The 14101-nt window shown below is 65.3% G+C and carries 13 protein-coding genes and 1 pseudogene; 7 read left to right on the top strand and 7 right to left on the bottom strand.

The genetic code is table 11. The features are described from left to right. Positions 1 to 17 precede the first annotated feature (17 nt). Genes A9J21_RS13100 through A9J21_RS13090 form a run of 3 tightly spaced genes read left to right on the top strand, consistent with a single transcriptional unit; the run spans position 18 to position 1580 of the window. Positions 18 to 611: a PAAR domain-containing protein gene (locus tag A9J21_RS13100; protein ID WP_066736226.1), complete on the top strand. Its 594-nt coding sequence runs from the start codon at positions 18 to 20 to the stop codon at positions 609 to 611. Between the two features lies 1 nt (position 612). After that, positions 613 to 861: a hypothetical protein gene (locus tag A9J21_RS13095; RefSeq protein WP_066736225.1), complete on the top strand. Its 249-nt coding sequence runs from the start codon at positions 613 to 615 to the stop codon at positions 859 to 861. Beyond that, entirely contained in the window at positions 858 to 1580 is a 723-nt protein-coding gene (locus A9J21_RS13090) for a hypothetical protein (RefSeq protein ID WP_066736223.1), read from the top strand. The genes A9J21_RS13095 and A9J21_RS13090 overlap by 4 nt, the downstream gene beginning before the upstream one ends. A gap of 75 nt (positions 1581 to 1655) precedes the next feature. On the opposite strand, the gene lpdA is transcribed toward A9J21_RS13090, so the two are convergent. From lpdA to A9J21_RS13080, 3 genes and pseudogenes are all read right to left on the bottom strand, one after another. Next, the gene (lpdA, locus tag A9J21_RS13085) at positions 1656 to 3071 is read right to left on the bottom strand and encodes a dihydrolipoyl dehydrogenase (RefSeq protein ID WP_066736277.1); all 1416 of its coding nucleotides are present in this window, start codon (positions 3069 to 3071) and stop codon (positions 1656 to 1658) included. Positions 3072 to 3242: 171 nt separating this feature from the next. Further along, positions 3243 to 3458 (bottom strand): annotated as a pseudogene (locus A9J21_RS32305) (biotin/lipoyl-containing protein); the annotation flags it as partial. A gap of 167 nt (positions 3459 to 3625) precedes the next feature. Continuing rightward, a complete protein-coding gene (locus tag A9J21_RS13080; protein ID WP_066736221.1) occupies positions 3626 to 4354 on the bottom strand; it encodes an SDR family NAD(P)-dependent oxidoreductase in 729 nt (242 codons plus the stop codon). 187 nt (positions 4355 to 4541) lie between these two features. Here A9J21_RS13080 and A9J21_RS13075 point away from each other — a divergent pair, with 187 nt between their 5' ends. Continuing rightward, positions 4542 to 5516: an LLM class oxidoreductase gene (locus A9J21_RS13075; protein ID WP_082926402.1), complete on the top strand. Its 975-nt coding sequence runs from the start codon at positions 4542 to 4544 to the stop codon at positions 5514 to 5516. A 68-nt stretch (positions 5517 to 5584) separates the two neighbouring features. Here A9J21_RS13075 and A9J21_RS13070 read toward each other — a convergent pair whose 3' ends face one another. The 3 genes from A9J21_RS13070 to A9J21_RS13060 all read right to left on the bottom strand — a co-directional run bounded on the left by A9J21_RS13070 (position 5585) and on the right by A9J21_RS13060 (position 10149). Then, the gene (locus A9J21_RS13070; protein WP_082926401.1) at positions 5585 to 6772 is read right to left on the bottom strand and encodes a YbfB/YjiJ family MFS transporter; all 1188 of its coding nucleotides are present in this window, start codon (positions 6770 to 6772) and stop codon (positions 5585 to 5587) included. Positions 6773 to 6922: 150 nt separating this feature from the next. After that, positions 6923 to 7834: a LysR family transcriptional regulator gene (locus A9J21_RS13065; protein WP_066736217.1), complete on the bottom strand. Its 912-nt coding sequence runs from the start codon at positions 7832 to 7834 to the stop codon at positions 6923 to 6925. Between the two features lie 152 nt (positions 7835 to 7986). Then, positions 7987 to 10149 carry a TonB-dependent siderophore receptor gene (locus tag A9J21_RS13060; RefSeq protein ID WP_066736215.1) on the bottom strand — a complete coding sequence of 721 codons (2163 nt, stop codon included), beginning with the start codon at positions 10147 to 10149 and terminating at the stop codon, positions 7987 to 7989. A 372-nt stretch (positions 10150 to 10521) separates the two neighbouring features. Between A9J21_RS13060 and A9J21_RS13055 the strand changes: the two genes are divergently transcribed. Further along, positions 10522 to 11022: a helix-turn-helix transcriptional regulator gene (locus A9J21_RS13055; protein WP_066736213.1), complete on the top strand. Its 501-nt coding sequence runs from the start codon at positions 10522 to 10524 to the stop codon at positions 11020 to 11022. Here A9J21_RS13055 and A9J21_RS13050 read toward each other — a convergent pair. Further along, a complete protein-coding gene (locus tag A9J21_RS13050; protein ID WP_066736212.1) occupies positions 11012 to 11524 on the bottom strand; it encodes a Fur family transcriptional regulator in 513 nt (170 codons plus the stop codon). The two genes, A9J21_RS13055 and A9J21_RS13050, sit on opposite strands and share 11 nt — an antisense overlap. A gap of 330 nt (positions 11525 to 11854) precedes the next feature. Here A9J21_RS13050 and A9J21_RS13045 point away from each other — a divergent pair, with 330 nt between their 5' ends. Together A9J21_RS13045 and A9J21_RS13040 are read left to right on the top strand one after the other, a co-directional pair. Beyond that, positions 11855 to 12589 carry a response regulator gene (locus tag A9J21_RS13045; RefSeq protein ID WP_066736210.1) on the top strand — a complete coding sequence of 245 codons (735 nt, stop codon included), beginning with the start codon at positions 11855 to 11857 and terminating at the stop codon, positions 12587 to 12589. Next, positions 12589 to 13971, top strand: a complete 1383-nt coding sequence (locus A9J21_RS13040; RefSeq protein WP_082926400.1) for an ATP-binding protein — start codon at positions 12589 to 12591, stop codon at positions 13969 to 13971. The genes A9J21_RS13045 and A9J21_RS13040 overlap by 1 nt, the downstream gene beginning before the upstream one ends. Positions 13972 to 14101: the final 130 nt, after the last annotated feature.

Below are 14101 nucleotides of genomic sequence, written 5' to 3'. Positions count from 1 at the left end.
TTCAATGAGGGGCCAGCATGCCAGATATCCGATACGCACTAAAGACCGGCGACAAGACAACTACCGGCGGGATGCTCTGTGCATCAGGGGCCGGGATGATGACGCACCACGGACAGCCCGTGGGGGTGGAAGGCGACATCGCGACATGTCCGGCCTGCAAGGGCACGGGCAAGGTCTTCAACGATTGCCGACCCAATTTCGACCTGATGGGCAGGCAAGTGCTTGTCAGCGGCGCGCGGGTCTATTGCGGCTGCGCAAAGCCACCGCTTGTCATTCCATCGCAATCGGATTTCACGCTCGAGGTAAGTTCGGGCAGTGCACCGGTGGCTGGCGTCGCCGAGCCCGCCGTGGCTGCCACCCTTGCCGGGAACGCCGGAAGTGGATCGAATCCCCCGGCAGCCGCCCATGACGAGCAGATCCGCTGCATCGACGAAGATGGCGCCCCCATTCCCGGTGTGCCGTACTTCATATCCGACCAGCAAGGCAGTTCCTGGCAAGGCGTCACCGACGAGGCCGGCTTTTGCCCCCGGATTGCGACAGACGGCCCGCAGACGTTGTCTGTCATTTTTGGCCCGCTGGCACTAGAGCACTGGAAGCAGGAGCGGCGTTGACATGACCACGTACAACGTAGCGACGAACGCGCGAGAGGGGTCCGTGGTCGAGCTCGAGGCCCCGTTGATGCCGGCGCGAGCGTTTTTCTATGCGGTGGTGGAAGAGGTCGGCGAAAACGGCTTTCTGGTCAGGAAGGTTTATGAGGTGCTGGATGAAGCGACGTTGGCGCAGTCCAGGTTGCCCGTTGATGTGCTGAAAAATGAAATGAACCCCGAGGCCGACCACTTGGCCCAAAGGGCGTTCGAATGACCCGCACTCAGAAGATATTGAAGCGGGTCCTCGAAATACTCCGCGAACTCTTGCCCATGCATCCCGAAAAGCGGGCGCAACGGCAGCTCCGGCGCGACGTCGAGCGAACCTTGCAGCGCGCCTATCGTGCGGTCTGCGGCATTTCCCTGGAAGAAGCGCAGGCCATGTTCAGCCGTCCACTGAACGACGAGGCCTTTCAGTCGCTGGGCGCCTATCCCCAGTTTCTGGATTTGCGGGACAGGTCAATGGAAGCGGTCAGCACTGGCGTACATCTGCTGCCTGAGAAGGTGCCGGCATTGCGTGAGGTCGTAACGCAAGGTTATGACCTGATTGGGAGAAACACATACGCAGGGCGTACGGATGCCGGGAACCGCTTGATCTTTCATACCTATGAGCAATTCAATGGGATCTGTGCGGGTATATCCACCAATGACGTGGAAGTGTGCCGACGCGTGATTGCGATGGGCCTTCAGCCGCCGGCGCCGTGGGTGGCCTTCCCCGAATTGGCGGAAACGGCCTTCGGCTTTTTGCAGGGCAATATCGAGTACTGGTGGTACGTGTACTGGGAGCCTTACTGGGAGTCGCTCGACAAGGACAAGCAGGAGGCGTTTCTGGCGGGTGCCACGGACGCCTGGCAAGCGTGCTTCTGGCGCCAAGTGGGCGAAGGCAGGGAGATCTTCGAAGAAATGGCCCGCGAGCGCGCGCGGGAGTTCGACTGATGCCGGCGTTCGCCGGTTCCTGCCTCCGCACACTGAATGGCGTGCGCAGGCAGGTGTTTCCTGGACAGACACCCCTCACATGTTCAACGCCCGCTTCTGTACCGCCAGGGCCGCTTCGCGCATGACTTCCGACAGCGACGGGTGCGGGTGGCAGATCATGCCGATGTCTTCCGAAGCGGCCTTGAACTCCATGGCGACAACGCCCTCGGCGATCAGGTCCGACGCATTGGCCGCGATGATGTGGACGCCCAGCAGTTCGTCAGTCCTGGCGTCGGCGATCATCTTGATGAAGCCGTCGGGGCGGCCCATGCCCATTGCGCGGCCGTTGGCCTGCATCGGAAACTGGCCGGTGCGGTATTCGCGGCCTTCGGCCTTCAGTTGCGCTTCGGTCTTGCCCACCCAGGCAATCTCGGGCTCGGTGTAGATCACCCAGGGAATGCAGTTGTAGTCGATGTGCGGTTTCTGGCCGTCGATGACTTCAGCCACCATCACGCCTTCGTCCTCGGCCTTGTGCGCCAGCATCGGGCCGCGCACCACATCGCCGATGGCGTAGATGCCGGGCACGGACGTGCGGCAGTTGTCGTCGACGGGGACAAAGCCGCGCGGATCGGCGGACAGGCCCACGGCATCCAGGCCCAGGTTGTCGGTGTTCGGCACGCGGCCGATCGACACGATCAGACGGTCTGCCTCAAGCTTCTGATCGGCGCCGGCCTGGTCCTTGTAGGCGATGGTCACCCCCTTGGCCCTGGTTTTCACCTCGCCAATATTGACGCCCAGATGGATGGTCAGTCCCTGCTTCTTGAACAGCTTGGCCGCTTCTCTGGCAATGGCGTCGTCGACGGCGCCAAGGAAGGCGGGCAGGGCTTCGAGAATGGTCACTTCGGCGCCCAGGCGGCGCCATACCGAGCCCAGTTCCAGCCCGATCACGCCTGCGCCAATCACGGCAAGCTTCTTTGGCACGGAATCGAAGGAAAGCGCGCCCTCGTTATCCGACACGATCTTGTTGTCGACCGGCACGCCGGGCAGGTGGCGGGCCTTGGAGCCAGTGGCGATGATGACGTTGCGCGCGGTGTAGGGCTTGGCGTCGGTGCCGTCGCTGGCTTCCACGGTAATCACGCCGTCGGCTGCGCGGCCCTTGAACTTGCCGTGGCCCTTGATCCAGGTGACCTTGTTCTTGCGGAACAGGAATTCCACGCCGCCGGTGAACTTGTCGACGATGGCGGCCTTGCGCCGGATCATCTGCGCCAGGTCCAGCGACACGCCCTTGATCTGCACGCCGTGGTCGGCCATGCCGTGCTGCGCGTGCTCGAAGTGTTCGGACGACGCCAGCAGCGCCTTGCTGGGAATGCAGCCCACGTTCAGGCAGGTGCCGCCCAGCCGTGGCTTGCCAGCTTCATCCTTCCATTCCTCGATGCAGGCCACGGTCTTGCCCAGTTGCGCGGCGCGGATGGCGGCGATATAGCCGCCGGGGCCCGAGCCGATCACGATCACGTCGAAGTCTGCCTTGGCCGAGGCGCTGGCGCCGCCACCTGTTGCTGCGGGGGATGCGGCGGCGGCAACCGGGGCAGCGGCCGGCGCTGCGGCAGCAGGGGCAGGAGCCGGGGCGGGTGCGGCTGCCGGTGCGGCGGCGGCCTTGGCGTCGGTGTCTACCACCGCGATCACCTCGTCGGCGTGAACCGTGGCGCCGTCCGGTTTGACGATCTGCGTCAGCACACCGTTGTCCGGACAGGGCACCTCCAGCGTGACCTTGTCGGTTTCCAGCTCCACCAGGATTTCGTCGCGCTGGACTGCCTCGCCGGGCTTCTTCTTCCACTGGAGCAGCGTGGCTTCCGAGACGGATTCGGACAACTGGGGCACCTTCACTTCGATCGTGGCCATGGTCTTCCTTCGGGTTTTCGTGGCGAAAGCTTCCAGTCTAGGAGAGCACGCTGGCAGTCATGCAATACGCGAATCAGGGTTTACCCTGATCAATAAAAACGGCCCGCCGTAGGGGCGGGCCGTCTTGCCAGTGCCGGGGGTCAAGCCGGGCGGCGCGGCGGGGCGGCTTAGTGGCCGGCGCTCTGGCCGCCGTCGACGTGCAGGATCTCGCCGGTGATGAACGGCGCCGATTCCAGGAACAGCACGGCTTCGGCGATATCGCTCATCTCGCCCATATGGCCCATCGGGTGCAGCGCGCCAAGCGCTTCATGGGTTTCCGGCGCGTGCATCGGCGACTTGATGATGCCGGGCGACACGGCGTTCACGCGGATGCCGCGGCGGGCGTATTCCACGGCCAGAGACTTGGTGGCCGCGTTGATGCCGCCCTTGGTCAGCGATGCCAGCACCGACGGCACGCCCTGGATCGCGTGGTCGACCAGGCTGGTGGTAATGCTCACCACATGGCCGCTGCCCTGCTTTTCCATCTGCGCGATCGCCAGTTGCGTGATGTAGAAGAAGCCGGCCAGGTTCACGCCGGTCTTGGCGAGGTAATCCTCTGCCGTGTAGCTGGTGAATGGCTTGGCGATGAAGATGCCGGCGTTGTTGACCAGGGCATCGACGCGGCCGAATTTCTCGATGGCCTGCGAGACCACCCGGCGGGCGGTGTCGGGGCTGGCGATGTCGCCCGGCACGGCCAGGATGTTGGCGTCATCGGGTTGCTGGATGCCGCGCGCCGTGGCTACGACGCGGTAGCCGCGCTGGCGGTAGGCCTTGACCAGCTCTGCGCCGATGCCTTGCGAAGCGCCCGTGATGATGGCGACTTTTTGCGTGGTTTGGGTGGTTTGGGTGGTGCTCATGATGTGCCTCTTTGATTTGGTTGACCTTGGCATCGCTGCCAATCGAATCGACGTGGTCGATGGCTGGAAATGTAGGCGAGGCAGGCCCGCGATTGAACGGCACCGGCGCACAAACAGTTATGCGCGCCGGTAACAAGTGCGCGGGCGTGGCATGATGCGGCGATCTGTCAGGGGAACGGAGGATGCGATGACGACGCTTGCAGATGTCGCGGCCAGCGGGCAAGCCATCGAGACAACGGTGTTCCGCCAGGACGCGCTGTCGGTGGGCCTGGTGCTGCCGCTGCTGGGCAAGGGTGAGATCGCGCCGGAGTTCCCGTCCCAGCTGGATCTCGCGGCACGCGCCGATGCGCTGGGCTACCGGGCGCTATGGGTCCGCGATGTGCCGCTGAACAGCGCCGGGTATCCCGATCCGGTGGGGCACCTCGATCCGTGGGTGCTGCTCGGTGCGCTGGCCACGAGTACCCGGCGGATTGCGCTGGCAAGCGGCGCCATCGTGCTGACGCTGCGGCATCCGCTGCATATCGCCAAGGCGGCGATATCGGTCAGCGCGCTGTCAGGGCAGCGCTTTATCCTGGGGCTGGGATCGGGCGACCGTCCGCCGGAATATGCCGCGTTTGGCCGCGACACCGAGGCGCGGCGCGACCTGTTTCGCGATCATTGGGAATCGGTGGCGGCGTCGGTAGGCGTGCCGTCGCGCGTGATGCCGGACCTGGCGCCCGAGGGCGCGCCGGACTTCTACCTGTTGCCGCGCCAGCCGCGCGCCGTGCCGCTGCTGGCGGTGGGATCGGGCGGGCAGAGCGTGGACTGGATCGCCCGCCATGCCATCGGCTGGATGACCTATCATCGCGATCCCGACACGCAGCGCGAGCGGCACCGGCTCTGGCGCATCGCCGTGGAGCGTGGCGCGCCAGAGCAGTTCCGGGCTTTCGGCGTCGCCATGCGGCTGGAACTGTCGGAGCAGCCCGACGAGGCGCCGTCGGCATTGAACCTCGGCTATCGAACCGGTGCCCGTGCGCTGGTAGACCTGCTGGCGGACATGCGCGAAGCGGGCACGCATCATGTGGCCCTTAACGTCACGGAGTCCACGCGGCCTCCGGCAGAGGTGCTGCAGGAGGTGGCCGAGACGGTGCTTCCGCATTTCCACGACGCAGCCTTGGCGTGAGCAGGTGTGGCGTCAGTGCGTAGCGTGACTGTGGGGCGCTGCGCGAAGACGCAGAGCGCTGGAAACGCTCAAAGCGAGCAGAGCGTGGCGGCGATCACCAGCGCGGTGGCGGCAATGCCCAGCGGCGCGCCGAAGTTGCCGCCGCCGTGCATCAGCGCCGTGGAGACCAGCGGGCCAACGATCTGCCCCACGCCATAGGCGGCCGTCATCACGGCGAACAGGTTGAAGCTGACCTTGTGGGCCAGGCGGCGCGCGGCAGGCGCTGCGATGGTGACCGTGCCCATGAAGGTGCCGCCGACCAGTGCTGCGCTGACCAGGTAGGCCAGTGCGGTATGGCTCAGCGCGGGCAGCACCACGCCCGCGGCCTGCACGCCAAGATTCCATTGCATGGCGCGCCGGGTGCCCAGCCGTTCATGCAGGGTGTGCCACAGGAAACAGGACGGTGCGGCGCCCAGGCCAAATACGGCCCACACGTGAATTGGATCGATCTGGCCCAGCGCGTCGCGCACAAACAGCGGCAGATAGGTGGCGGTGATGATGTAGCCAAAGCCTGCCAGTCCATAGCTGGCGATCAGCGGTGCCGGCCCGAGCGCGCCTTGCGGTGCCACGGCGGCGGTCGTGGCGCTGCCAGTGCGTGCCTGCAGGCGCAGCGCCCGCCATGCCAGCGCGCTCAGCACCAGCGCGCCGATAGCCAGACCCAGCCACAGCACCAGGCTGTGCCATTGCGCAAGATTGCCCATGGCGATCAGTTCGGCGGATATCACGATGCCGATACCGACGCCCGAGAACATCAGCGGTGCGCCATCGTGACGGCCCCGTACGTGCAGCAGCCACGACGCGGCGTTGACCAGTGCCAGCGCACTCAGCACGCCCGAGACAAAACGCACCACGATTAGCGCCGTGTCGGGCAGTGGCAAGGCCAGCGCCGCCAGCGACACCACTGTCCCGGCCAGCGCCACGCGCGACCAGAAGCCGGCCCGGGCATGGGCGATACGTGCGGCCAGCAGCGCACCCAGCAGATAGCCCGCGTAGTTGGCCGAGGCCGCGAGCGACCCCGTTGCCACGCTCATCGTGCCGTCCCGCACCATCAGCGGATACATGCCCGTAAAGGCAAAGCGGCCGAACCCCATCGCCACGGCCAGTGCCAGCGCTGCCGCGATGGCCTCGCCCAGCGATTTCCCGGCGTCGGCCTCGTGCCGGGTTTGCGGAGTCGGAAGGGAAGGTGCCGTGGAAGAAGGTGCCGTGGAATTCGCCATGATCGCGGGTTGCCATTCAACATTCTCAAAAAGAGATTAATGACAACTGTAGTATCTTGATATGGGAATCATAGGGCAAGCCGCTCGCCTGGTTTGTTCCGCCATGTATCAAGTGATGTTCCGGGGGCGCAACAAAGGCAGAGACGGGCGCTATGCGGAGAATTTGTCGACCAGGAAGTCGACGAAGGTGCGCACCCTGCGCGAAACGTGGCGCGCGTGGGGGTAGAGCAGCACGAACGGTCGCGTACTGCCGCCATATTCCTGCAGCACTTGTACGAGCGTGCCTTCGCGCAGGTCCTGCTCGACGACAAAGCGGTAGGTCTGGAACAGGCCTGCGCCGGCGCGGGCCAGCGTGGCCCCGCCCAGCGCGTCTTCGGAGGTGGCAATGCTGCCAGTGGTCATCACGTCGATGTCCTCGCCGTCCTGGCGGAACGTCCACGGAATACGCCGGCCGCTGCTGGGGCGTTCGAACTGGATGCACTCGTGCGCCAGCAGGTCGTCGAGCGTGCGCGGGGTGCCGCGGCGCTTCAGGTAGGCCGGGGTGGCCACCACCACCATTTCGGCATCTTCCAGCTTGCGCGCGATCAGCGTGGAATCGTCGGGCGCACGGCCGCGCACGGACAGGTCATAGGTGTCGTCGGCAAAATCCACATTGCGGTTGCTGATATGGACGTCGATGTCGACTTCGGGGTAGCGCTCGCGAAACTCCGGCAGCACCGGCAGCACACGGTAGTGCGCGTAAGGGGTGGGCAGGCTGATGCGCAGGCGGCCGGCAGGCGTGGCGTGCTGGCCGCTGATCTGGCGCTCGGCGTCCACCAGCTGGGCCAGCGCCTGGCGGGTTTCGTCGAAGTACGTACGGCCCTCGTCCGTCAGCCGGATCTGGCGCGTGGTGCGCACGAACAGCCTGACGCCGAGCCGCTCTTCCAGGCGCGACACGCTGCGGCTGACCGCCGCCGGTGTGACACCCGCGGCCACGGCCGCCGCCGTAAAGCTGCTGAGTTCGGCTGCAAGGCAGAACAGTTCGATGCTGCCCAGTTGTAGATCGTCGAATTGGCGCTTCATGGTCGGGTGGGGCGAGGTGGCCGAGGTGGCAGACCGCAATGATGAGCCACCTCCGGGCAATCCACATCACGGCGGCAGCTTCCACTGCCGGAAGTGTATGCGATGCCATATCGCTGCGTGGCCGCCCCGCCCGCTGCCGCCCAGACCACTCCTCACTGGAAGCGATAACGGGCGGTCAGCATGGCGCTGCGCTTGTCGCCGGGCAGCGCGCCCGAGAAGGTCGGCGACGTGTAGTACGTCTTGTCGGTCAGGTTGCGCAGGTTCAGCGTCACGTCGAACTTCTTCTGGCGATAGTAGATGGCCGCATCCAGCACCACGTACGACGGCACCTGGTACAGGTTCAGCGAATCGGCGTAGCTGTCGCCCTTGTAGGTCAGGCCCAGACCCACGCCCCAGCCGTGCAGCGCCTGCTGCTGGAAGTCGTAGGTGGTCCACAGGCGGCCGCCGGTGCGGGCCACGCCAGCGGGGCGGTTGCCGGCGATGCTGCGGTTGGTCACGCCCATGATCGCGTTCGATGCCAGCGTGTTCGATTCCACCTCGACGTTCTGCAGCACGAAGTTTGCCAGTACCGTCCAGCCCGGCACCGGCATGGCCGACAGCTCCAGCTCCACGCCACGGCTCTTGTCGCGGCCATCGGGGGTGGGGCTCAGCGCGCCCGGCAGCGTGATGTAGTAGTTCTTGCGCGTGGTCTCGAACAGCGAAACATTCGTGTTCAGCTTGCCGTCCAGGAACTCGGCCTTGACGCCGATTTCCTTCTGCAGCGCGCTTTCCGGCTCGGTGGACAGCGCCGCGGGCTCGGTCGACACGTTGATGAACTTGCTGGTGGACACACCCGCGTAGAACGACAGCGCACGCGTGGGCTGCCACACGCCGCCCAGCGAGCCCGAGGTCAGGTTCTGGGTGGCGCCGATCGACCGGAATGCCGTGCCCTGGGTGCCTACATCGCTGAACTTCACGTTGTCGTTGCGCACCGCGCCGCGCAGTTTGAAATGCTCGCCAAAGGCCAGCTGGTCCTGCAGGTAGACGCCCACGTCCTCCTGCTTGAGTACGCGGTTGAAGCCCTGTGCGGGCACTGCCGCCAGGCCAGCCAGCGTCGTTTCGGGCACAACCGGCGAGTTGATGTCGAGGATGTTCGGCAGGTTGTAGCCGTTCCGCACCGTATTGATATGAGTGTCCGAGTACTCCAGGCCGAACAGCACGGTGTGGTCCACCGGGCCGGTGCGCGTCTTCCACACCAGTTCGTTCTGCGCCAGGATGAAGTGGCCGTCGTCGAACTGCGTGCGGGCCGTGCGGCCGGTCATCTGGTTCAGCGCGTTGCCGCCGTTGCCGCCCGCATTGCGGGTCATGTCGAGCGACCGTTCGTCATAGATAAACGCCGTGCGCATCGTCAGCGACGGATCGATGCGCCAGTCGTGGCTGACCGTCACGCGGTCGATCAACTGGCGGGTGTCGTTGAACGGGCTGTAGTAGCGGGCGTCGCGCGGTGCCCCGGCGATCTTGCCCTGGTTGTTGAAGACGATGCCGTAGTTGTCCGGGACGATGCTGATGTCGCGGTGGTCGTAGTCGATCGTCAGCGTCTTGTTGGTGTCGTAGGCCCAGCTGAACGACGGCGAGACCTCGCGGATATCGCGGCCCAGGCCCCGGTAGCCGTCGCTCTTCTCGTAATCGGCGATCAGGCGCGCATTGACCTGCGAGCTGACCGGGCCGCCCACGTCCACGTAGGTGCCCCAGGTGCCGAAGCTGCCGCCAAAGGCGCCGACCTCGGCACTGAATTTCGACAGGGGCGGCTTGGTGACCATGTTCACCGTGCCGCCAGGCTGGCCCGAGCCGTACAGCGCCGACCCCGGGCCCTTGAGCACCTCGATGCGGTCCACGTCGTACATGGTCCGGTAATACCCGTTCTGGCTCGGGCCGTCAGGATAACCGTCGCGCAGGAAGCGCATCGCCAGCCCGCGAATCGTGTAGTTGTTGGCAAAGCCATAGCCGCCGGCCAGCTGCGCCTGCACGCCGGCCGAGTTCTGCAGCGCGTAGTTCAGGTCGATCGCGCCCTGGTCGCGCAGTACGTCTTCGGGGATGACCGAGATCGCGGCCGGGATATCGCGCAGCGGGGTGTCCGTCTTGGTGCCGGTGCTGGTGGTCTCGTTGGGGCTGCCCGGCAGCGTCTTGCCCGCCGAGACCGTCACGGCAGGCAGCGTCTGGTCTGACGGGGCCGCCTGGGCCAGCACGGAGGCCGGCAGGCCGGCGATCAGCGCGGACGCAAGAGTGGCGATGGTGCGGGGACGTGGCGCGCGGCCGCGACGGGCAGGGTGGTGCATGGCTTCGGACAATTCGGATCAGTTAAGAAAAAGCGCCTAAGGCATTACATTTCGTCGGCGCCTGGCGGCACGCCACCCGGGGTCGGGCTGCAAGCGAGCCAACAGACACTAATAGGAATCATTCGCAATGCATATGGGGTGGATGGAAATCCGGGGCGGATGTCCTGCTTGTCCAAGCCATTTGTGAGGCGGATGCTGATGAACTTTCGTCGTCCGGGACAAATGTCCGATGCTTGTTTTGTGGCGCAACGCGCACGATTTGCGGTCTGCAGTCGGCGGTGCTTTCGATATAAGTGAGAATCAGTTACATTTACGGGCGCCTGTGTCGGTTCTGTTACGGTTTTCCGGCCAGGCGTCTATCCGGACGCGTCGATGCCCTACAAACTTCCTTTCCTGCTGATGGTGTTTCCGGTCTACCAGGCCTGGGACCTGTATCAACTGCTCCATAGCGGCCCGTCCTATCACCTGCTGACCGAGGTGGCCGCCACGGGGGCGTTCCTGGTGATCCTGTACCTGGTGATTCGCGAACGCCGGCGCGCCGCGCACGAATTCGAGATGCTGAAGGCATCGGCTGACGCGGCGGCACGCGCCCACGCCGAACGCGACGAGGCATCGCAGCGGTCCACGCGCGATTTTCTGAAGTCGATGCAGCAGCAATTCGACACCTGGAAGCTGACGCCGGCCGAAAAGGATGTGGCGCTGCTGCTGGTCAAGGGCCTGTCGCTGGAGGAAATCGCCGGTGTGCGGGAGAGCGGCGCCAAGACGGTGCGGCAGCACGCCGCCAACGTCTATGCCAAGGCCAAGCTCGAAGGCCGGCATCAGCTGGCGGCCTATTTCTTCGAAGACCTGCTGGTGCCGGCGGTCAGCCGTTGAAGCGTGCGGGCGCCGACGGGCCGACTCCCTCGGCTGCCGGACGGCCTTCGGCCGCCAGCGCTACCTGGCAGTCCGCGCAAAGTCCTGGCAGGGCGAGATCGGCCTTGGCGGGCATCAGTCCATGGGCCAGGAAGTGCTGGCGTATGGTCTGCTCCAGGGTGGCGTCGAACACTTCGGCAAGGCCGGCGCAGCGCGTGCAGTACAGATGGCGGTGAACCGGCTGGTCGGCCAGTTCGTAGAACGTTATCGCGCGGTTTTTCCTGTCCGACACGACGACGCGCGCCAGCGGCCCAAGATCGGCCAGGTCGTAAATGGCCTTCTTGAAAGAGGAAATGGATTGGCCGTCATTGCGCTTGAGCATCGCCGCGCAAAGCTGCTCGGGCGTCAAATGGCGCTGCGGCGATTCCAAAAGGATCTCCATTAGCGCAACGCGGGCGGCATTGGGTGAGAGACGGTGTGTCTCCAGCAGCTGGATCGACGATGGATGCTTTTCGCCAGGCATTTCCGGAATATCAGGGCGCTTGGTTTCTGCCTGCCGGCCAAGCGTGTCGACCGGCAGCGGGTGGCCACGCAGGCTAGCCGTTGCCGCCGTGGCATGGCAATGCCAATCGGGCCGGGGCGGGACATTCGTCCCGTGCGAACCGTACGTGTGCCCGGTACGCGTCGGGCTGCCGGGAGGCCGTCGGGCCGCAGTGGAAACGTCGGGCAGGCTAGCCGACGTTCGTTAGCCGGACATTAATTCGTCGCCGGAAGGGGGGCGGCCCGCGGCCTTGCGAGCCGGGTTCGGTAGAATTTCGATAATGATTCTTATTTGAAGAAGACTGAGTAAGGCATGGACATACGCCCCCGGATTTTGGTCGTCGACGACCACAAGAACATTCGTGATCCGTTGGCGACCTATATGCGTCGTTTCGATTTCGATGTCGAGGCGGTCGGGGATGGCAAGGCCATGCGCCAGCGGCTGGACGAACGCAGTTTCAACCTGATCGTGCTGGACATCATGCTGCCCGGGGAAAATGGCCTGTCGCTGTGCCGCTATGTATCGGAACACGTGGGGACGCCGGTTATCCTGCTGACGGCAGTGACCGAGCAGGCAGACCGCATTGCCGGGCTGGAAATCGGCGCCGACGACTATGTGGTCAAGCCTTTCGATCCGCGCGAACTGGTGGCCCGCATCCGCAGCGTGCTGCGGCGCAACCGGACCCCGGTGCCCGCCGCCGCGCCGGAGCCACTGGCCCAGCCCGACTGCCGCTTTATCTTCAGCGGCTGGACGTTCGATACCGCCACACGGGAGCTGCGCAATCCGGCAGACGAGGTGGTGCCGCTGAGCACCGCCGAATTCCATCTGCTGCGCGCGTTAGTGGAAAACGCCAATCGCGTGTTGAGCCGCAGCCAGTTGCTGGACCTGACCCAGCGCTCGGAAACCGTGGCCTTCGACCGAAGCGTCGACAGCCAGGTGAGCCGCCTGCGCAAGAAGCTGGAACCGGACCCCCGGCGCCCCGGCATGCTCAAGACCGTCCGCGGCGACGGTTACCTGCTGGCCACCCGCGTCACGCTCGAACACTGATGAGGCTGTTTCCACGAAACCTGTCGGGGCAACTGGTGGCCCTGTGGCTGCTGGCCATGCTGGCCGCGCATGTGATTGCCGTGCTGGTGCTGTCATGGTGGCGCGCGGACAACGTCACCATCCACCCGCTGTCGGTTCGCACCATCGAGACCCGCATTCTTTCCGCCTACCGCGTGGCCGCGCGCGCTGACGATCCTGCCGAATGGCTAGACGACATCAGCCTGCCCGATTCCACGTTCGGCCTGGCGGCGCGTTCCGAGGTTGCCGCCACGGCCATGACCGGGCCCGAGCAGGCGCTGGCGCTGCGCCTGCGCCGCCTGCTTGGCGTGCCTGGAGATGCCTCCATATATGTACGGCTGCGCCAGACCGAGCCGGTGCCCGGCGCCACGGGCGCCGAAGACCGGGGCAACTGGCTGGAAAAGGCGTTCCGCGGCACCCAGGCCACCGCGCTCGATGTCGATGTCCGGCTGCCACAGGGCCAGTGGCTGCACAGCCGGCACTGGCCGACCATGCTGCCGGCCCATTGGTCGCGGGTGCTGAGTTTCTCGCTGGTGGTCGGCATGCTGCCGACGGCGCTGATCGCGCTGTTGTTCGGCCGCCGCATCATGGGGCCGCTGCGGCGGCTGACCGAAGCCTCCAAGCGGGTCAGCCGTGGCGAGCAGGTGATCCTGCCCGCGTCCGATGGACTCAGCGGCGTGCGCGAGATCACCAAGGCCTTCAACGACATGCAGCAAAGCCTGGTGCGTTTCGTCAACGGGCGCACGCAGATGATTGCCTCCATCGGGCATGACCTGCGCACGCCGCTGACATCGCTGCGCATCCGGGCCGAGCTGATCGACGACGCCGAGCTGCGCGACGCCATGGTGCAGACCATCGACGAAATGGGTGTCATGGTGGAAGAGACGCTGCGCTTTGCGCGCGACGAGGCGCTGCAGGAGCCCACGCAGGATGTGCAGATCTGCGACCTGGTGCGCGAGGTGGTGGACAACCAGACGATCCAGGGCCGCAGCGTGAGCTGGACCAGCCAGGTGGATGCGGGCATGTTCTACCGCTGCCGGCCAGTGCATCTGAAGCGGGCGCTGGGCAATATCATCGACAACGCCGTGCGCCACGGCAACGTCTGCGTGAGGGTCCTGGCCGACACCGTTGGCAAGTCCCTGCGTATCGAGATCGAGGACGACGGGCCGGGCATCGACCCCGAACAGCTCGAACGCGTCTTCGAGCCGTTCACCCGGCTGGATTCGGCGCGCAGCATGGACAGCGGCGGCGTGGGGCTGGGACTGGCGATTGCCCGCTCGTGCATCCGCGCGCATGGCGGCGATATCTCGCTGCAAAACCGCCAGGAAGGCGGCCTCCGGGCATTGATCGACCTGCCCAACTAGCCAGCGCGGCGGTGGCGGCGCCATGCGGCTGTCATGCGATTGCCACAATTCGCCACAATCGAGCAAACCTGCACAACATCAAATAGCAATCATTCTCGTTTTGACGTGATTGCCATGCCTGCCGTCCGGC

The sequence above is a fragment of the Cupriavidus sp. D384 genome (assembly GCF_001652915.1).
In the GTDB taxonomy this organism is placed as follows: Bacteria; Pseudomonadota; Gammaproteobacteria; order Burkholderiales; family Burkholderiaceae; genus Cupriavidus.
This window is presented reverse-complemented; position numbering and strand designations above follow the sequence as displayed.